Source organism: Arthrobacter sp. D2-10 (genome assembly GCF_054161285.1).
Map to the genome: position 1 here is coordinate 89,671 of NZ_CP096431.1, position 18,118 is coordinate 107,788.

Genomic DNA, 18,118 nt, shown 5'->3' on the forward strand with positions numbered 1-18,118 from the left:
CTTTAACGATGACAACCACGTATCCAGCTGGCATCGATGACCAGCAGCAGACAACACGGAAACTCATTGCCCTCGATGTCGACGGAACCCTGGTCGATCACGAGGGACAGATGTCGGACGAAGTTCGGACATCGGCCAGCGCCGTAGTCGACGCCGGCCACGAAGTGGTGATCGCCACCGGCAGGTCTTTGGGTGCCACTCTTCCAATCATCCAGAAAATCGGACTCACCCGCGGGCATGCTGTGTGCTCGAACGGCGGCGTCACCCTGCGCATCGGGGTCGATGAGTTCGAGGACGGCTACGAAATCATCAACCGCGTAATCTTCGACCCGCGGCCGGCCCTCGTTGCCCTGAGAAAAAGTCTTCCCACCGCAAAGTTCGCCCTCGAGGACGATGAGGGACGTTTCCTCTCCACCGAGCGGTTCCAGGACGCGAGCTTCGGTGCAGAAGCCGAAAGCGTCGATTTCGAACGCATGCTAAAGGCTCGCGCTGTCCGCGTGGTGGTCTTCAGCACGGACAGCACCGCCGAGGAATTCGGCGATGCCGTCGAGTCAATCGGCCTCCACGGCGTGACCTATTCAGTGGGCTGGACCGCATGGCTGGACATTGCTGCCGCTGGGGTCACCAAGGCCAGCGCCCTTGAGCTGGTTCGGCGGCGATTGGACATCGACCCCTCGGAGACGGTGGCTATCGGGGACGGCCGCAATGACATCGAGATGCTTTCATGGGCGGCGCGCGGCGTGGCCATGGGGCAGGCGCCAGAAGAGGTTCTGGCTGCCGCTTCCGAGGTGACGGCGTCGGTGTACGACGACGGCGCGGCCAAGATCCTGCGTTCGCTCGCCCGCGGGGCGCAAGAGGAGCGTTAGTAGGCCAGCGCTGCCGGCGGCAGCGCCGCCGGACCGTAGGTCAGATCGAGGAGCCGGGCGGCAGCGGGACGCGTGGCCCACTCTTCTACCCAGTGCGACCGTATAACGGCCTTGCTCACGGCCTGGGTGGTAATACCCAGCTCAACTGCGATCAGCTTTTGCTGCCCGCGTGCCCCGGGCGTCATGAGATCCAGCACGTTCCACTCGGCATCCGTGCGGGTATAGACAATCTGCCCGAGCAGCCGCAGGACCGCTTCTGCTTCGGCAGCGACTTCCGAGTCCGGCCCCTCGATGGCCAGCGGTATACGCTCGCCGGTTTTCTGGGCACGGTTCACAGCTCTGCGCGAGTACACCAGGCCGTAACCCTCAGCGTCGGTGATCCGTTCCGGAAGAGGCGAATGGACTTCGCCGACCCCGATACCGACGTGCCAGCGGCGGAACCGGATTGCCTTGAGCGCTACATCGACGGCCAGCTTTGCGCTCCCGACGACGCCCTGAAGTTCGTCTCCGACGGAGCGCTGAAAGGGGATGACGGCGTCGACGAACCGGAATTCCCGCAGCAGCTCCGGAACCAGGTCGCCGACTTCGCGGGAATCGCGCTGGTTGATCGTCACCACGAACAGCATGACCTCAGTATGACTGAGTCAGGCGCGGAATCAACCGATTTGCGTTGATTCCGACGGGTCGTCGACCACGGACTGCAGCGAGGAGCGCAAGGAGGCGGGTGAGACCTCGGTAATGCTGAAGGTCACAGAGCCCTCATGCTCGGCGGCCAGAAGCGTCTTCACAGTCGAGGGAGCGGTGTACACCGTGAGGTTGGTGAACGTCTCCGCACCCCCCGATGCGCCGGTGAAAACCGTTACCGCACGGCTCTCGGCCAGCAGCGGCGCTCCTTGTGCTTCGAACTCGGACTGCGGGAGAATCACGGGCTCCCCATCGACTGACGCGCTGTTCTCCGGATCTGCCAGGACGGCAAGCCGTTCGGCGAGGCGCGAGGTGGGGTAGACAACGAAGGCGTGGATGCCGCCGTCGTTCACTTCTTCCTCCAGCACGATGTCGTCGTGGATGTAGGCAAACAGCCAGTGTCTTCCGACCTGCGACGTCCGCTGACCCGTAACGATGCGGCTGGCGGTCCGGCGGAGCGTCATGATGCCGGTAACGCGTTCGGTGGCGTTGAGCCTGGTGGGCTCGTTATAACCCTCTTCCACAACGGGAAATGCGAGCCCTTTGGACATCAGGCTGCGCAGCGCAACGGTTGCGGCCAGGTATTTCTGGTCCTCGTGCTTTTCGAGGAACGGCAGCGCAACGAATTGCTCGCGTTCGATCCCGTCGAGCGCCACGATCTCTTCATCGGTCAGGGTGGGTAGGTCTTCACTCTCCTCGAAGGAGAGAGCAAGGACCTTACGTGCACTTTCCAGGTCTCGGGTGGTCCACTCGATCGGCTGCGTGGTCACGAGAACAGTCCTCCAATTGATCCGATCGGATCCTCAACGAAATCTCCGACACCCTCTGTCACACTATCCGCCAGATCCGTCGCGCCCTCCCAGGCGTCACCCGCCAGGTCGGTAGCGCCCTCGTAGGCGTCGCCGACGAAATCGGTGGTGGCGTCCCAGGCGTTGGAGGTCCACTCGGTGATGCCGTCCCAGTTGTCGTAGACGTAATTTCCCAGAGCCCACGCTCCCGCAACAAGCCCGGCTCCGACCACGATACCGGCACCTACCGGCCCCAGCATGCCTGCGGCAAGGAGCAGGGTGCCGCCGGAAGCCACGACGCCGAGCCCACCGGCTGCGCGGTCGCCGGCTCCGCGCCAGCCCTCGTGCTCCGGATTGATCATGTCGTGAATTCCGCCGTAGATCCCGAGCGGTGCCAGGAGTGGGCCCGCGAAACGGGAGAACTTGGTGATCTTCGAGGTTTCTTCGAGGAACTCGCTCGCGAGTGAGATGTTCCGCAGGTCGGTGACGTCGAGTATCCGGGTGTTCGCCAGGAACTTCTGAATGTCGGCCAGTTTGAAGACCTTGTTGACGTCGAGTCCAAAACCGACGACCTGACCGAGGGCCTCCCAGATACTGAAGTCGTCCTCAGTGGTGACTGCCGGCGTTCCGGGCAACCCGGTTCCGTCGGGGGAGCCGCCGATGGCTCCGGAGCCGGCGTCGCTGGTGGCTTCCTGCTGACGCGCTTGTTCGAGGAGGTCCCGGGAACCGCGGTCGAGGGTGTTGGCAGCCAACATGATCGCCATTTGGTGGCTGTCCCAGGACGCCCGCAGTGATTCAGCGTCCGGTCCTAGCCAGCCCGTGTTATTGATGACGCCTACGGTGAGCGTTGATCGAATGCCGCGCAGGGTCTCGGCGGATTGCGAGAAGCACTCGGCCAGCGATTCAAGCTGCTCGAGGTTGGCGCCAAGGGTTTCCGACATGAGGGCCTTCTGCTGAGACTAAGGGATCAGGTTCCGAACCTATCGGCAACCCGTCGCGTGCTGCCATGGGCAGAGCTCCCCATGAGCGCGGAAAGGCCGATTCAGCGGCGGCGCACATCCGCAACCACGTAGCTGCGGAAGCGGGTCTTGTTGGCGTTGATCCCAGGTGAGCCGGTCAGTGGGCTCACCACTACGCCAAGGAAAATGAAGGGCCACAACAGCGCAAGCGCAAGCATCCGCCAGGAGCTCTGAAGAGGGCCCATGGGCTTGCCGTCGCGGTAGCGGAGATTACGGACACCAGCGGCTTTTGCGCCGAGGCTGCGTGAGAAGCCGGCAACGAAACCGTAGCCGAGCGCACTCAGCGCATATCCACCGCCGAGCGCGATCGCGGCCCCAACATCCCGGGACAGGCCGGCTCCGGCCGTGACCGCCGCCAGGATGAAGAAGAGGATCACGAACAGCACCAGGACGATGAGCACATCCAGGGCGTACTTACCGACGCGTTGACCACTGGTCGCCTCGACGAAAGGCCGTCCGTCCTTGAACGTTCCTTCACGCCACGGCGGTAACGGCTTCTGCTGGGTCGACTGGCTCATGCTCCCCCTGTGATTTTCGAGAACGACGGCGGCGCGCACCGCCTGGGTGGCGCGCCGCCGTGCTGGTTGATTTAGCGGCCCTGCGGCTGCACGTCGGCATTGTCAGCGTCGGTGTCCACTGAGCGGCCCTGCGGTTCGTCCTCTTCGCTGGCCTCACCGAGAGCCTCGAAGCGCTTCAGCGATGCCTCGACCTCTGCCTCGGCAGCCTCGCGGCCCTGCCAGTCAGCTGCTTCTACCCACTTGCCTGGCTCCAGGTCCTTGTACTTGCGGAAGAAGTGCTCGATTTCATCCAGCAGGAACTTCGAGACATCGCCGAGGTCCTGGATGTCATCGAAACGCGGATCGACGGGAACGCACAGCACCTTGGCGTCGCCGCCGCCGTCGTCAACCATGTTGAAGACTCCGATGGGGCGGGATTCAACCAGCACGCCCGGAATGAGGTCGAAGTCCTGCAGCAGCACCAAAGCATCCAGGGGATCGCCGTCTTCTCCGAGGGTGTTCTCGAAGTAGCCGTAATGCGTGGGGTACTGCATGGAGGTGAAAAGCACCCGGTCCAGGCGGAGACGGTGTGTTTCGTGGTCGATCTCGTACTTGACGCGAGACCCCTTGGGGATCTCGATGGTGACGTCGAGCTTCATGGCCATGTGGAACTCCTGCGGTCAGCGGGGAAGAAACGGGCAACTTCGACGGGCCGTGGCAGGGCGACGCGACGCGTCTGGAATGTGACTCAAACGTGTCAATCCAGCGTGACCCATCTACCCATGGCCCCGATCTACTGTTAAAGATATAGGCCGCCGCCGACATCATCGATTCATGACCGGAGCGCCGATTCACGCAGTTCCATGAATGTTCGGAAGGGGGGTCACAATGACGCGCAGTGCAAGGGTATTCACTGCCCTCCTGCTTGCCCTCGTTCTGGGCGCGCTCGCAGTGCCTTTCGGCCTCCATTACGGACCCCAGGTCGCTCAGCTCCTCACCGCTCCACCGGCCGACGCAGAACCGGACATTCCCGCAATCCAGCAGACCCCCCGCGACGTCACGGCCCCAACGGTCGTGGACCAGCTTGACGCCCACGCGCCGACACCCGACCCCGCGGTGCTCGCGCCCCTGCTGACGGCGGCGCTGCAGGTACCAGGCGATACGCCGGTGAGCGGCGTCGTCCTCGATGCGCAAACCGGTGACGTTCTCTTTGACCAACAAGGAAGCGAACCGCAGCTGCCGGCGTCGAACATCAAGGTCCTGACCGCCACGGCGGTGCTCGCGAAACTGGCTCCGGACCACCGCATGACCACCTCCGTACTCGCCGGAGGCACCGGCGCCGAGGGCGTTCTGGTGTTGCGCGGGGGAGGGGACGTCCTCCTAGGTTCAGGGGAATCGGACCCGGATAACGTTCGCGGCCACGCCGGTCTGGCAACGCTTGCCGAGCGCACCGCGTCGGCAGTCGGCAGCGGCGAACCCTACCGGCTCGTCCTGGACGACACGTTCTTCGTCGGCGATCCGCTGAATCCCACCTGGCAGCCCGGTGACATCGAAGCGGGCGAGATCGCGCCGGTCTATCCCCTCGCAATCAATTCCTCGTGGGCCGACGAGTCGCAGCAGTCCGGCGCCCGAAACCCGGATGCAGCGATGGCCGCCGCGACGGTGTTCCGGGAGGCGCTGATCGCCGCCGGAGTGGAGGTGGAGGAAGGCATCGAGCGGCAGCCCGCAGCTGAAAACGCCGTGGTGTTGGCGTCCGTCGAGTCGGCCACCGTCGAGGCGCAGGTGGAGCACATGTTGCTGACGTCGGATAACTACCTCGCAGAGGTGCTCGCCCGCCTCGCTGCGGACGCCAGTGGGAGGCCGGCGTCTTTCGGCGGCGGTCTGGAAACGATCGGTGAAGTCATCACCGAGCTCGAGGTTCCGACGGAAGGCATGGTGCTCGGTGACGCTGCCGGCCTTTCGCCCCGCAACCGCGTTGCGCCCCGGCAGCTGGCCGACGTGATGCGCACGTTGCTCCGCTCGGACAGCCGCGCGCTGCGGCACGTGCTCCACGGCCTCCCGGTGGCAAGCCTCTCGGGGACCCTGGCAGACCGCTACGACGACGCCGACTCTCCGGTTTTCGCCGGAGCAGGCCTGGTGCGCGCCAAGACAGGTACCCTCAACGCCGTGACTGCCCTGAGTGGCCACGTGGTGTCCGCCGACGGGCGACTGCTCGTGTTCTCTTTCATCGCCAGCGGCCTGAACGGAACCACTGATCCCGCGCGTGCAGCGGTCGATGCGGCGGCGGCGGTCCTCGCCACCTGCGGGTGCCGGTAACCAGTCCCGACCGACGGGGCGGGTGCAGACGGACGCCCCCCAAGCGGCTTCCCAGACTAATGTGGTCGAATGGCCACCATGGACAGCAACGCCCCTCTTCAGCTCGTCAACTGGGATCTCGCCGCGACCACGGCAGCGAAACTTACGCCTCCGGGTCCGAAGCTGAGTGCCCGGGAGGTCCGCTCCGTCGTCGACAATCTGCGGGAGCTGGCTGATCTCTCGGTTGAGCACGTCCACCGCATCACCGGGCTGGAGGCAGCACGGGACCTTCGGGATTCGGACCTGATCATCGTGGACCGTGCATCCTGGGCCAAGGCCAACACCCAGAGCTTTAAGACGCTGATGGCACCGGCCATCGACCACCTCGCACACACCAAGGCCGAGCAGCTGAAAGCCGCGAACGCCGCACTGGGCGGCACGGTCACGGGCGCGCAGATGGGCGCCATCCTGGCCTTCCTCTCGAGCAAGGTGCTTGGCCAGTACGATCCCTTTGTCGCCTCTGCACGCGGTCCGGGCGGTCGCCTCATGCTCGTGGCACCGAACATCGTGTCCGTGGAGCGGGAACTGAACGTCGAACCGGCTGATTTCCGGCTCTGGGTGTGCCTCCATGAGCAGACGCACCGGGTGCAGTTCGCCGCTGCTCCGTGGCTGAAAGACCACATGATGGAGCACATATCAAAGCTCACGGTCGGGCTGGCAGACAAGGCCGACACACTGGCCGAGCGCCTAGCCAACGCGCTGAAGTCGCTGCCCTCCCGCGGTCAGCAGAACAATCAGGAACAGCACGACGACGACGGCGTGCCGCCCGGCGACGGCGGCATCCTGTCCCTGCTCCAGGACCCGGAAGACAAGGCGCGCCTCTCACACCTCACCGCCGTCATGAGTTTGTTGGAAGGGCACGCCAACGTGGTGATGGACGCCGTCGACTCCAGCATCGTGCCCACAGTCAAGACCATTCGCCGCCGGTTCAATGCCCGCGGGAAGACCAGGGGACCGGTGGAGAAGTTCATTCGCCGCCTCCTGGGCCTGGATGCCAAGATGCGCCAGTACAGCGACGGTGCCCGCTTTGTCCGCGCGGTGGTTGACGCAGCCGGCATGGAAGGCTTCAACAGGGTCTGGGAGCGGGCGGAGAACCTTCCCACGGAGAAGGAGATCCACGCCCCCACAGAGTGGATCCGCCGGATGGGGCTGTGACCCGGCGACCACGACTCAGCCCTACCGTTGGCACGGCGAGGAATCTCATCCGTGCTGCGCTTGACGAAGCACGGATCGCCCTGGGATCCCACATCCTGGTGGCCTGCAGCGGCGGCACGGATTCGCTGGCGCTGGCGGCCACTGCCGCCTACTTCGAGCACAGCGGGCAGTACCGGGTGGGTGCCGTCGTCGTCGATCATGGGCTGCAGCCGGACAGTGCTGACGTCGCAGAATCGGCACGGACTCAACTCGCCGGACTGGGCCTCGACGGGGTGGAGGTGCGTCGGGTCCGGGTGGCCACTACCGGGATGGGTCCCGAGGCGGCAGCCAGGACAGCACGCTACGAAGCCCTTGACGCAGCTGTGGAACAGCAGGGAGCCGCGGCCGTCCTGCTCGGCCACACGCTTGACGACCAGGCGGAGCAGGTACTGCTCGGCCTGGCGCGCGGCTCCGGGACGCGTTCGCTCAGCGGGATGCCGGCCCGGCGGGGAGTCTATCTGCGACCGTTCCTTGGCCTGCGGCGGATGGAGACAGAAGAAATCTGCCGGTTCATGGGGCTGATGCCGTGGCATGACCCCACCAACACCGATCCCGCACTGACCCGCTCACGCGTACGCACGCAGGTGCTGCCATATCTGGAGGACGCGCTCGGTCCCGGCATCGCCGAATCGCTCTACCGCACGTCCCGCATCCTCGCCCAGGACGCCGCCTATCTGGACGAACTCGCCGCGTCGGAGTATGAACGGCTCAGAAAGCCGGCGGTCAGCGCGGAGGCTGACAACACAGAGCACGACGACGGTGCGCAGCTCTTGCTGTCCGAGGACGCCCTGCGTGCCCTGCCGCCTGCGATCCGGCAGCGGGTCCTGGCGCTCGCCGTCGTCGAACTGGGCGGCGTGCAACCGAGTTTCGAGCGGCTGCTGGCCGCCGAAAACCTGCTGCGGCGCACCGGTTCGGCGGGTCCGGTGCAGCTCGGCGGGAAGGTGAGCGCCTACCGTCAGGTGAGGGGTTCCCGGGTTCCCCAAGGGGACCCAAGCTATGGCAGTCTTGTCCTTAGAAAAAACCTCTAAATCCGGGAGCAATTGGTGGATTCAAACGACGTTCAGTCGGACCTCAAGCACGTTCTCTACACCAAGGAAGAGATTCAGCAACGCGTGCAGGAGCTGGCCGCGGAGATTGACCGCGATTACTCCGACCGGGACGTGCTCATCGTCGGCGTGCTGAAGGGCGCCGTAATGATCATGGCGGACCTCGCCCGCGCCATGCACTCCCACATCACCATGGACTGGATGGCGGTGTCCTCCTATGGCTCGGGAACCCAGTCCTCGGGCGTCGTACGGATCCTCAAGGACCTCGAGACGGACCTGATGGGCAAGCATGTCCTGATCGTCGAGGACATCATCGACTCCGGGCTTACGCTTTCCTGGCTCAAGGCGAACCTGCTCTCGCGTGGGCCCGCCTCGGTGGAAATTTGCACCCTGCTGCGCAAGCCGGATGCTGCGAAGGTTGCCATCGACGTGAAGTACGTCGGCTACGACATCCCCAACGAGTTCGTGGTCGGGTACGGCCTGGACTTCGCGGAGAAGTACCGCAACCTGGACTTCATCGGTACGCTTGCGCCCCACGTCTACGAGTAAAACGGCGGTCCTGTACGCCCAGAGGGAACTTTCCGCCCTGCATGCGCGTGGATTCTGCAGGGAATGTAAAGCTGGTAGCACGTTGGGTGCACCTCACTGGGGATGCGCAGCGTGACAACCGGGCGCCATCGTGGCCGTTAAGCAGGAGGGACAGGGCACTCAGCCCTGAGTTGAATGAAATTCAAGAACATTATCAAAGGACCGATCTTTTGGATCGTGCTGGCTGTCGCTGCACTCCTGGTCATCCTGCCTTCCGTGTTCAACACCAGCGGCGCCCGCGTCGACACCAATGTCGGCCTGGAACTCCTTTCCAGCAATGAAGTGGAGCAGGCCAAGATTTACGACGGCGAACAGCGCGTCGACCTCACCCTGCGCGATGAGTATGAAGACCTCGGCCGGAACATCTCCTTCTTCTTCAGCGCTGCCCGTGCTGAAGATGTGGTCGACGCCATCAACAGCTCCGAGGTTGACGGCTTCACCGACCAGCCTGTCGAGAACAACTGGTTCACCAGCATCCTCGGACTGATCCTGCCCATTCTGATCCTTGGTGTGATCTTCTGGTTCCTGCTCAGCAGGATGCAGGGCGGTGGCTCCAAGGTGATGCAGTTCGGCAAGTCAAAGGCCAAGCTCATCAATAAGGACATGCCGCAGGTGACGTTCAACGACGTAGCCGGTGCGGACGAGGCGGTCGAAGAACTTCACGAAATCAAGGAATTCCTGCAGGAGCCTGCAAAGTTCCAGGCCCTCGGCGCAAAGATTCCCAAAGGCGTCCTTCTGTACGGTCCTCCGGGAACCGGTAAGACCCTTCTTGCCCGCGCGGTTGCCGGTGAGGCAGGAGTGCCTTTCTATTCGATTTCCGGTTCGGACTTCGTGGAGATGTTCGTCGGCGTCGGTGCCTCCCGTGTCCGTGACCTGTTCGAGCAGGCCAAGTCGAACGCTCCCGCGATCATCTTCGTGGACGAGATCGACGCCGTCGGCCGCCACCGCGGTGCGGGCGTGGGCGGCGGCAATGACGAACGCGAGCAGACCCTGAACCAGCTCCTGGTCGAGATGGACGGATTCGACGCGACCACCAACGTCATCCTTATCGCGGCGACCAACCGCCCCGACGTGCTTGACCCGGCGCTGCTGCGACCGGGCCGGTTCGACCGGCAGATCGGCGTCGAGGCTCCGGACATGGGCGGGCGCCACCGCATCCTGCAGGTTCATTCAAAGGGTAAGCCGATGGCGCCCGGCGTCGACCTTCAGTCCGTCGCGAAGAAGACACCCGGCTTCACCGGTGCCGACCTTGCGAACGTGTTGAACGAGGCCGCCCTGCTCACAGCGCGGTCCAACGCCCAGCTCATCGATGACCGTGCTCTTGACGAGGCTATTGACCGGGTGATTGCCGGACCGCAGAAGCGCAGCCGCGTCATGAAGGAGCTGGAGCGGAAGATCACGGCCTACCACGAGGGCGGTCACGCGCTTGTTGCTGCCGCCCTGCGCAACACGGATCCGGTCACCAAGGTGACCATCCTGCCCCGCGGTCGCGCGCTCGGCTACACCATGGTGCTGCCCGCCGATGACAAGTACTCGATCACGCGAAATGAGCTGCTCGACCAGCTGGCGTACGCCATGGGCGGCCGCGTGGCCGAGGAGATCGTCTTCCACGATCCCTCCACCGGTGCTTCCAATGACATCGAGAAGGCTACAGCGACGGCCCGGAAAATGGTCACGCAGTACGGCATGAGCGAGCGCATCGGTGCTGTGAAGCTCGGGCAGGGCGGCGGCGAGCCGTTCCTGGGCCGCGACATGAGTCACGAGCGCAACTACTCCGACCACATCGCCTACATCGTCGACGAAGAGGTGCGCCGCCTCGTCGACAATGCTCACGACGAGGCGTACGCGATCCTCACCGAGAACCGTGACGTCCTGGACCGGCTGGCTCTCGAACTGCTTGAACGGGAGACGCTGAATCAGGCAGAAATCGCAGAGGTCTTCGCCGACATCCGCAAGCGGGACGCACGCAGCATCTGGCTGTCGAAGGACAGTCGGCCCGTGCATTCGCTGCCCCCGGTGGTCACCCCCCGCGAGCGTGAGGAAGCCGAGGCTGCCGGCGAACCGGATCCGGAGAGCGTGTCACCGCAGGACCAGATCGCCGACGCAAACCTCCCGGCTGACTTCGACGTCACCGGTGATGGGCTGCCGGAACCCGAAACCGAACCGCAGGACAAGGGCGGAACAACCGGAAATACCGGTGCCGACCGCCCACAGGGGCCCGGTCAAGCCTCGTAACGACTAGCGGGACGGCCACACGGGCCGGGATAGGATTCTTGGCGTGACCGATTTTGACGATGAGATGGTTGATGCCGCGCTGGCGGCCAGTGGTTCCACGGTAGATCAGCCGAGAATCGAGCGAGCGGTCCGTGAGATCCTTGCGGCGATCGGTGAGGATCCGCTTCGGGATGGACTGCTGGACACCCCGAAGCGGGTGGCCCGGGCTTACGCCGAGTTTTTCGCCGGTATCCATCAGGACCCGAAAGACATCCTGTCGACAACCTTCGACATCGATCACGAAGAACTTGTCCTGGTCAAGGACATCCCGTTCTACTCGACCTGCGAGCATCACCTAGTACCATTCCACGGGTCAGCCCACATCGGGTACATCCCCTCTGATGACGGCAAGGTCACCGGTCTGAGCAAGCTGGCGCGACTGGTGGAAATCTTCGCGAGGCGGCCGCAGGTTCAGGAACGCCTCACCACGCAGATCGTTGATGCGCTGATGGAGTACCTGCAACCAAAGGGCGCCATAGTAGTCATCGAGTGCGAGCACATGTGCATGTCAATGCGGGGGATCCGCAAGCCAGGAGCAAAAACGGTCACCTCGGCGGTGCGTGGGCAGGTGCGGGACGCCGCCACACGGGCCGAGGCCATGAGCCTGATACTCGGAAGATAGGACACAGCAACTTTATGGATTCACTCGCGGCAGCTCCAGGAACCGGACCGGCAACTTCGCCCATTCCAGTCCTGCGTCCGACCCGGGTCCGCAAGTCCTTCGCGGATCTGCCTACCGATCGGTCGCTGGTGATGGGGATTCTCAATGTCACCCCCGATTCCTTCAGTGACGGAGGCAAGTTCGCGACTGCGGATGACGCCATTGCAGAGGGTCTCCGCATGCACTACGCGGGAGCCGACATCGTGGACGTTGGTGGGGAATCCACCCGTCCGAACGCTGATCGCATCTCGGCCGAAGACGAACAGAAGCGCATCATCCCTGTCATCTCAACCCTCGTGAAGGCCGGCGCGCTCGTCAGCGTCGACACTATGAACGCGTCCACCGCAGCGAAGGCAATCGAGGCCGGCGCGGCCATCATCAACGACGTCTCCGGGCTGGAATTCGATCCGGAGATGCCCGACCTCGTGGCCGAACGCGGTGTCCACTACGTCCTGATGCACCAGCGCGGCAACCCGCAGACCATGGCGACATTCGCCAACTACGACGACGTCGTTGACGACGTGATTACAGAGCTCACCAACATCCGGGAGAAGTTCTACGCCGCCGGAGTATCGCAGGAGCAGATCATCGTCGATCCCGGAATCGGCTTCGCCAAGAACGACAGCCACAACTGGGCGCTGCTGGGTTCGCTGGAACGGTTGGAAGTCCTCGGCCATCGCATCCTCGTAGGCGCCTCCCGCAAGCGCTTCCTCGGCTCGCTGCTCAGTTCGGCGGGCAAAGCGGCCCCTCCGTCGGAACGCGACAGCGCCAGCATTGCGGTCACCGCCCTCGCTGCCGCCCACGGCGCATGGTGCGTCCGCGTGCACGACGTCGCGGCGAACCTGGATGCGGTCAAGGTCGCCGCAGCCTGGACCAGGTAGGCGGCTATGGCGCCCAGCCTGCCCGCGCGGCAGGACACAATCACCCTGACGGGTATCACCGCCGTCGGCCATCATGGCGTTTTCGAGCATGAGCGGCGCGATGGGCAGCCCTTCGTTGTCGACGTCGTACTTCATCTTGACCTGCGGCCCGCGGGGCAGAGCGATGACCTCACCAAAACCGCTCATTACGGGGAGCTGGCCGAGCAGATCGTGGAGCTCATCACCGGCGAGCCGCTCGATTTGATCGAGTCTCTTGCAGAGCGCATCGCTTCCTCCGTTCTGGCAACGTTCGCCGTGGAAGCCGTTGAAGTCACCGTTCACAAGCCGAAGGCACCCATCGAGGTTCCGTTCGGGGACGTTGCGGTCTCGATCTATCGGGAGCGCACATGAGCGGTACGGTGCGGGCAATACTCGCGCTGGGCAGCAACCTCGGGGAAAGCCGGGACACCCTCTCCCTCGCCGTTGCTGACCTTGTCGATTCCCCGAACGTCCGGTTGCGGGAAGTCTCGCCGATCGTGCAGACCAAAGCGGTCGGCGGTCCGGAGCAGCCCGACTACCTCAACATGGTGGTCGAGATCGAAACCGATCTCGGGCCATATGAACTGCTCGACCACTGCCAGGCAGTGGAAAACAAACACCACCGGGTGCGAATCGTACGGTGGGGTCCCAGGACGCTCGACGTGGACATCATCACCTACGGTGACCTCGTGCTGGAAGATGAGAGGCTGACGCTGCCGCATCCCCGGGCGGCTGAGCGGGCGTTCGTCCTGCAACCCTGGGCGTGGATGGACGGAACCGCAACCCTTTCCGGGCGGCCTGTCACCGAGTTGGCGGAACAGGCGGAGGACCTCCCCGGGCTCATACCGTTCGAGGGGGCCTGAACAAACCAGTGGGATCAATCCGAATAGGTTGGCTTTTTCTTATCGGCCTCGTGTTCGGCGCCGCGGGGTGGCTGATCAACTGGTGGGCCACCAGGAACGGCTATCCCACGCCGTCGCTTCCGCTCAGCTCCCTCCTCACAATCGCCGCAGTCGTCGCCGTGACGCTGGTGTTCGGGTTCAGGGTGAGGCGTTGGCGCTCGGGCAACCGCAACCGGGTACTAAACCCGATTCTGGCGGCCCGCACGGTGGTGCTGGCCCAGGCAACCGCCTATGCGGGAGCGCTGACCACGGGATGGCACGTCGGCATCCTCGCAGACCAGCTGATCCTGGTAGGCGTGCGAAGCAACCTCGGTCCGGTGTGGGGTTCGCTGGCGTTGATCGCCGGTGGCATAGTCATGATCGGAACAGGATTGATCGTAGAGAGTTTCTGCAAGCTGCCCCCGGATGACGAGGCCGGATCAGGCACGTCCCGGGAGAGCGGCGAGGGGGAGTATGCGTAGGGAACCGATAGATCCGGCGGGCATTGAATGGACGCGGGTGTCGCCGAAGTATCTGAAGGTGCGCCTCGCGGGGTGGGCAATCGGCAGCTTCATTTTCCTGGCTATTTTCTCAGTGCCGCTCATCCTGTTGCTGACCGGTGTCCTCCCGCGGCTTCCGTTGCTGCTCGCATGGCTGCTGCCTGCCGTCGTCGTCATCTTTGCCGCCTGGCGCGGACTCCTGCTGCCGAGGCAGGTGCGGGCCATCGGTTACGCCGAGCGCAACGAGGATCTGTTGATCCGCAGCGGAATCTTCTTCCAGCGCACCATGGTCGTTCCCTACGGCCGCATGCAGTACGTGGATGTCGCGGTCGGGCCGATCGAACGCGCCCTCGGGCTGTGCACCCTCAAGCTGCACACCGCATCCCCGGGCACCAACGCTGAGATCCCCGGGCTTCCTTCAAGCGAGGGAGCACGTCTGCGCGAGCAGCTCTCAGCACGCGGTGAAGCGAAACTGGCTGGACTGTGAGCAACGCAGAACCCGACCCGGCAATCTTGTCCGGCTCGCCGGATGAATGGAAGCGGGTGCACATCATCTCGCCGCTGGTGCGCGGCTGGATCGCCATCGCGGCGCTCATCTTTTTCGGGGGAAGGGACTGGTTCGAGGGACTCCTGATCGGGGAACCGAGGGGGTTCCGGGGAGAATCGGTCGACAACCTGGCCATTGCTGTTGCAATCGGGGCCGGCGTTGTACTGCTGATCGCTGCGGGTTTCTTCCTCTCCTGGTTCTACACCCGGTATCAGGTCACCGAGGAACATGTGAGGGTCAATTCCGGCGTCATCTTCCGCCAGCACCGGCAGGCGCGCCTGGACAGGGTCCAGGCCATCGACGTCGTCCAGCCCTTTCTCGCGCGGGTTTTCGGGCTCGCGGAGCTGAAGTTCGATGTGGCCGACGCCGGCGAATCGGCAGTGCGGCTCTCCTTCCTCAGATTGGCTGAGGCCGAGAAACTCCGCGCCACGATCCTTGCCCGTGCGGCAGGAATTGTCGTGGACCCCGAGCATCCGCAGGACATTCCCGAAGCGCCGGAACGGGAGGTGCTCGCCCTCACGCCGGCGCGGGTCATCGGGTCGGCGGTCCTCTCGGGCAATACGGTGGCGGTGTTGCTCGGACTGGTCGGCGTGGTGGTCTTCGCCGTTGTGCTTGATACGGGCGCACTGCTTGCAGCTCTCGTACCCATCCTCATCGGTGTCGTTGGCGGCTACTGGAACGTCCTGAACACCGGCTTCAACTTCCGGGCGGCCATCTCGCCGGACGGGATCCGGATCCGCTACGGTCTCCTCGACACGCGGACCCAAACCGTGCCGCCCGGGCGTGTGCAGGCGGTAGGCGTGGTGCAATCACCGCTATGGCGCCTCAAGGGTTGGTACAAGGTCACGGTGAACGTCGCCGGGTATGGTGCTTCCGTCAGTGGCGAGGCGCAGGCACGGGCAACGCTCCTGCCAGTGGGGACGCTCGACGAGGTCCTCCAGGTGATGGCGCTTGTGCTCCCCGATCCCGGAACGGGTTCTCCGGTTGAGGTCTTTTCCGCCGGTCTCGCCGGACGGGATTCCGACGCCGGTTTCATCACCACTCCCCAGCGGGCCCGCCTGATTGCCCCGCTGGCCTGGCGGCGAAATGGTGTGGCCGTGACGGACACCGCGTTGTTGGCCCGGTCCGGCGCCTGGTGGCGGCAGCTCGCCGTCGTACCTCATGAACGGACCCAGTCGCTGGCACTGCACCAGGGACCGCTGGCACGCAGGTTCGGCGTCGCTGACCTCATCTTCCACACCACGCCGGGACCGGTAGCTCCCCGTGTGCAGCAGATCGCCGCGGAGGATGCCTGGCGACTCTTCCATGAGCAGGCGTCCCGGGCCGCGGAGGCCCGCAGGCGCAGTGTCCCGGAGCAGTGGATGCGGCCGGTGCCGGCTGAGGAGATCGCCGAAGAACCGAACGTTCCACCCGAAACTCCCGTCATGCCTCCGCCGCCGACCTACCAGGAGGGTCCAGCACATGAGCGTTCCTGAATTTCCGGGCCGTCCCGATTCCCGCTCGCAGAAGCCGCGCCGGAAGCCAGGCCGCCTCGGGGTCGGGGTCATCGGCGCAGGCCGGGTGGGAGCAGTACTGGGGGCTGCTCTCCGCGCGGCTGAGCACGCCGTCGTCGGCGTTTCCGCAGTCTCGGAAGCCAGCCGCGAGCGGGCGGAGAACCTGCTTCCCGGCGTCCCGGTGCTTGAGATTCCAGCGATCGTGGAGCGCGCTGAACTCGTTTTGCTGGCAGTGCCCGACGACGCCCTCCCGGAACTCGTTTCCGGCCTCGCCGCGGTCGATGCCTGGCAGCCGGGGCAGCTCGTCGCTCACACCTCCGGCCGGTTCGGCACGGCCGTCCTGGAATCTGCGCGCGCCCTGGGCGCCATCCCGCTCGCCCTCCATCCGGCGATGACTTTCACCGGTATGAGCCTGGACCTCACACGGTTGCCTGACTGCACGTTCGGCGTCACGGCACCGGCCGCGATACTCCCGGTGGCGCAGGCGCTCGTGGTTGAGATGGGAGCAGAGCCTGTGGTCATCGAGGAGGAGGACCGGGTTGTGTACCACGCTGCGCTGGCGCACGCCTCGAACCACCTGGTAACCCTCGCCGCGCAGTCCACCCAGTTGCTCACGAGCATAGGAGTGGAGCGGCCGGACCGGCTCCTCGGACCCCTGATGCGGGCCTCGCTCGAGAACGCCCTCGCCGGCGGTGAGGGTGCGCTGACCGGACCTGTCGCGCGCGGTGACGCCGGAACGGTCGCAGCCCACGCGGCAGCCCTCACAGACGTGCCGGAAGACATCCATCTCGCATACATCAGGCTCGCCGAGGTGACCGCCCGCCGCGCGGTTGATCGAGGCCTGCTCAGCGCCGACCAGGCACGGGCGATCACCGACGCCCTCACATCGTCCTGGCAGAAAGGAACCGAATGAGCCCACGAATCATCTCCACCGCAGCCGAACTCCGTGCGGCGACCATCGAGTTGCTGACGTCCGGCGGCCGCAGCCTTGGACTCGTTCCCACCATGGGCGCCCTGCATGAGGGTCACGCGGCGCTTGCCCGCGCCGCGCGGGAAGAAAACGACGTCGTTGTGGCCACCATTTTCGTGAACCCGCTGCAGTTCGGTGATCCGAACGACCTTGACCGCTACCCGCGGACGCTTGAAGCCGATGCCGAACTTTTGGGAGACTGCGGGGTTGACCTGATCTTCGCTCCATCACCGGAAGAGATGTATCCCGGCGGCCAGCCGCTGGTCCGGCTGTCTGCCGGTCTGCTCGGTGAGAGATTCGAGGGCGAGTTCCGGCCGGGACATTTCGACGGCATGCTGACTGTTGTCGCCAAATTGCTGCATCTGGCATGGCCCGCGGCTGATGTCCGATATCGCGCGTACTTCGGGCAGAAGGATGCCCAGCAGCTAGCCCTGATCCGCAGGATGGCACGTGACCTCAACTTCGCCGCGGAGATCCGGGCGGTCCCTACCGTCCGCTCCGCGGAAGGGCTGGCGCTCTCAAGCCGTAACCGGTTCCTGAGTACGGCAGAATCAGAGGCCGCCCTCGTCCTGTCTCGCGCGTTGCGGCTCCTGGCCGAGCGAGCCTCCCGGTGTGAGCCGCTCGACCTGGACTCCGCCGTCGCGCTGGTTGAAAGCCAGCCACTGGTGAAGCTGGAATATTTCGAGGTGGTGGATCCGGAAACACTGGAGCCGCTCGCCTTCAACTGCCGGGACACGCCCTTCACAGGTGACGGACTGGCACTTATCGCCGCCCGCGTAGGGAGTGTTCGGCTCATCGACAACCAGCCGCTCGCGGCTGATCCGGTGGGCGTCCAGAGCTGAACCGGTAACCTTGG

Annotated in this window: 20 protein-coding genes; 15 read left to right on the top strand and 5 right to left on the bottom strand. The window is 64.6% G+C overall.

What is annotated here, in order from left to right:
- Positions 1-8 precede the first annotated feature (8 nt).
- Positions 9-866, top strand: coding sequence for an HAD family hydrolase (locus M1D74_RS00475; protein ID WP_309070119.1), 858 nt, complete (start codon positions 9-11; stop codon positions 864-866).
- Here the strand turns inward: M1D74_RS00475 and M1D74_RS00480 are convergent.
- From M1D74_RS00480 to M1D74_RS00500, 5 genes are all read right to left on the bottom strand, one after another.
- Positions 863-1,489, bottom strand: coding sequence for a hypothetical protein (locus tag M1D74_RS00480; protein WP_458117211.1), 627 nt, complete (start codon positions 1,487-1,489; stop codon positions 863-865). The genes M1D74_RS00475 and M1D74_RS00480 overlap by 4 nt on opposite strands.
- 33 nt (positions 1,490-1,522) lie before the next feature.
- Positions 1,523-2,320: a hypothetical protein gene (locus tag M1D74_RS00485; protein ID WP_309070118.1), complete on the bottom strand. Its 798-nt coding sequence runs from the start codon at positions 2,318-2,320 to the stop codon at positions 1,523-1,525.
- Positions 2,317-3,279 carry a hypothetical protein gene (locus M1D74_RS00490; protein WP_458116143.1) on the bottom strand — a complete coding sequence of 321 codons (963 nt, stop codon included), beginning with the start codon at positions 3,277-3,279 and terminating at the stop codon, positions 2,317-2,319. The genes M1D74_RS00485 and M1D74_RS00490 overlap by 4 nt, the downstream gene beginning before the upstream one ends.
- Before the next feature lie 101 nt (positions 3,280-3,380).
- The gene (locus M1D74_RS00495; protein ID WP_309123632.1) at positions 3,381-3,875 is read right to left on the bottom strand and encodes an RDD family protein; all 495 of its coding nucleotides are present in this window, start codon (positions 3,873-3,875) and stop codon (positions 3,381-3,383) included.
- 71 nt (positions 3,876-3,946) lie between these two features.
- Positions 3,947-4,513, bottom strand: coding sequence for an inorganic diphosphatase (locus tag M1D74_RS00500; RefSeq protein WP_309070135.1), 567 nt, complete (start codon positions 4,511-4,513; stop codon positions 3,947-3,949).
- A 229-nt stretch (positions 4,514-4,742) separates the two neighbouring features.
- Here M1D74_RS00500 and dacB point away from each other — a divergent pair, with 229 nt between their 5' ends.
- The 14 genes from dacB (at position 4,743) to panC (ending at position 18,104) form a co-directional block, all read left to right on the top strand.
- Positions 4,743-6,170, top strand: coding sequence for a D-alanyl-D-alanine carboxypeptidase/D-alanyl-D-alanine endopeptidase (gene dacB / locus M1D74_RS00505; RefSeq protein ID WP_309070115.1), 1,428 nt, complete (start codon positions 4,743-4,745; stop codon positions 6,168-6,170).
- Between the two features lie 69 nt (positions 6,171-6,239).
- Complete coding sequence (locus M1D74_RS00510; protein ID WP_458116144.1) at positions 6,240-7,364, top strand: zinc-dependent metalloprotease; 1,125 nt, start codon at positions 6,240-6,242, stop codon at positions 7,362-7,364.
- Positions 7,361-8,431 carry a tRNA lysidine(34) synthetase TilS gene (gene tilS, locus M1D74_RS00515; RefSeq protein WP_458116145.1) on the top strand — a complete coding sequence of 357 codons (1,071 nt, stop codon included), beginning with the start codon at positions 7,361-7,363 and terminating at the stop codon, positions 8,429-8,431. Before M1D74_RS00510 ends, tilS begins: the two co-directional genes overlap by 4 nt.
- 15 nt (positions 8,432-8,446) lie before the next feature.
- Positions 8,447-8,998 (top strand): hypoxanthine phosphoribosyltransferase, encoded by a 552-nt coding sequence (gene hpt, locus M1D74_RS00520; RefSeq protein WP_309070112.1) that lies wholly within the window; start codon positions 8,447-8,449, stop codon positions 8,996-8,998.
- A gap of 174 nt (positions 8,999-9,172) precedes the next feature.
- Entirely contained in the window at positions 9,173-11,272 is a 2,100-nt protein-coding gene (ftsH, locus tag M1D74_RS00525) for an ATP-dependent zinc metalloprotease FtsH (protein ID WP_458116146.1), read from the top strand.
- A gap of 43 nt (positions 11,273-11,315) precedes the next feature.
- Positions 11,316-11,933, top strand: coding sequence for a GTP cyclohydrolase I FolE (gene folE / locus M1D74_RS00530; protein WP_309070110.1), 618 nt, complete (start codon positions 11,316-11,318; stop codon positions 11,931-11,933).
- Between the two features lie 14 nt (positions 11,934-11,947).
- A complete protein-coding gene (gene folP / locus M1D74_RS00535) occupies positions 11,948-12,853 on the top strand; it encodes a dihydropteroate synthase (protein WP_309070109.1) in 906 nt (301 codons plus the stop codon).
- A 6-nt stretch (positions 12,854-12,859) separates the two neighbouring features.
- Entirely contained in the window at positions 12,860-13,243 is a 384-nt protein-coding gene (gene folB / locus M1D74_RS00540) for a dihydroneopterin aldolase (protein ID WP_309070108.1), read from the top strand.
- On the top strand, positions 13,240-13,734 hold the full coding sequence (folK, locus tag M1D74_RS00545) for a 2-amino-4-hydroxy-6-hydroxymethyldihydropteridine diphosphokinase (RefSeq protein WP_309070107.1): 495 nt from the start codon (positions 13,240-13,242) through the stop codon (positions 13,732-13,734). The genes folB and folK overlap by 4 nt, the downstream gene beginning before the upstream one ends.
- Before the next feature lie 8 nt (positions 13,735-13,742).
- Positions 13,743-14,234: a DUF3180 domain-containing protein gene (locus M1D74_RS00550; RefSeq protein ID WP_309070106.1), complete on the top strand. Its 492-nt coding sequence runs from the start codon at positions 13,743-13,745 to the stop codon at positions 14,232-14,234.
- Positions 14,227-14,739 (top strand): PH domain-containing protein, encoded by a 513-nt coding sequence (locus M1D74_RS00555; protein WP_309070105.1) that lies wholly within the window; start codon positions 14,227-14,229, stop codon positions 14,737-14,739. Before M1D74_RS00550 ends, M1D74_RS00555 begins: the two co-directional genes overlap by 8 nt.
- On the top strand, positions 14,736-16,274 hold the full coding sequence (locus M1D74_RS00560) for a PH domain-containing protein (RefSeq protein WP_458116147.1): 1,539 nt from the start codon (positions 14,736-14,738) through the stop codon (positions 16,272-16,274). The genes M1D74_RS00555 and M1D74_RS00560 overlap by 4 nt, the downstream gene beginning before the upstream one ends.
- On the top strand, positions 16,261-17,205 hold the full coding sequence (locus M1D74_RS00565) for a Rossmann-like and DUF2520 domain-containing protein (RefSeq protein WP_458116148.1): 945 nt from the start codon (positions 16,261-16,263) through the stop codon (positions 17,203-17,205). The genes M1D74_RS00560 and M1D74_RS00565 overlap by 14 nt, the downstream gene beginning before the upstream one ends.
- Positions 17,202-18,104: a pantoate--beta-alanine ligase gene (gene panC, locus M1D74_RS00570; protein ID WP_309070102.1), complete on the top strand. Its 903-nt coding sequence runs from the start codon at positions 17,202-17,204 to the stop codon at positions 18,102-18,104. Before M1D74_RS00565 ends, panC begins: the two co-directional genes overlap by 4 nt.
- Positions 18,105-18,118: the final 14 nt, after the last annotated feature.

Coding starts and splice junctions, on each gene's coding strand:
- M1D74_RS00510 (WP_458116144.1), top strand. CDS start 6,240: ATGGCCACCATGGACAGCAACGCCCCTCTTCAGCTCGTCAACTGGGAT.
- M1D74_RS00490 (WP_458116143.1), bottom strand. CDS start 3,279: ATGTCGGAAACCCTTGGCGCCAACCTCGAGCAGCTTGAATCGCTGGCC.
- M1D74_RS00495 (WP_309123632.1), bottom strand. CDS start 3,875: ATGAGCCAGTCGACCCAGCAGAAGCCGTTACCGCCGTGGCGTGAAGGA.
- ftsH (WP_458116146.1), top strand. CDS start 9,173: ATGAAATTCAAGAACATTATCAAAGGACCGATCTTTTGGATCGTGCTG.
- folK (WP_309070107.1), top strand. CDS start 13,240: ATGAGCGGTACGGTGCGGGCAATACTCGCGCTGGGCAGCAACCTCGGG.
- panC (WP_309070102.1), top strand. CDS start 17,202: ATGAGCCCACGAATCATCTCCACCGCAGCCGAACTCCGTGCGGCGACC.
- M1D74_RS00475 (WP_309070119.1), top strand. CDS start 9: ATGACAACCACGTATCCAGCTGGCATCGATGACCAGCAGCAGACAACA.
- folB (WP_309070108.1), top strand. CDS start 12,860: ATGGCGCCCAGCCTGCCCGCGCGGCAGGACACAATCACCCTGACGGGT.
- M1D74_RS00565 (WP_458116148.1), top strand. CDS start 16,261: ATGAGCGTTCCTGAATTTCCGGGCCGTCCCGATTCCCGCTCGCAGAAG.
- folP (WP_309070109.1), top strand. CDS start 11,948: ATGGATTCACTCGCGGCAGCTCCAGGAACCGGACCGGCAACTTCGCCC.
- M1D74_RS00555 (WP_309070105.1), top strand. CDS start 14,227: ATGCGTAGGGAACCGATAGATCCGGCGGGCATTGAATGGACGCGGGTG.
- dacB (WP_309070115.1), top strand. CDS start 4,743: ATGACGCGCAGTGCAAGGGTATTCACTGCCCTCCTGCTTGCCCTCGTT.
- M1D74_RS00500 (WP_309070135.1), bottom strand. CDS start 4,513: ATGAAGCTCGACGTCACCATCGAGATCCCCAAGGGGTCTCGCGTCAAG.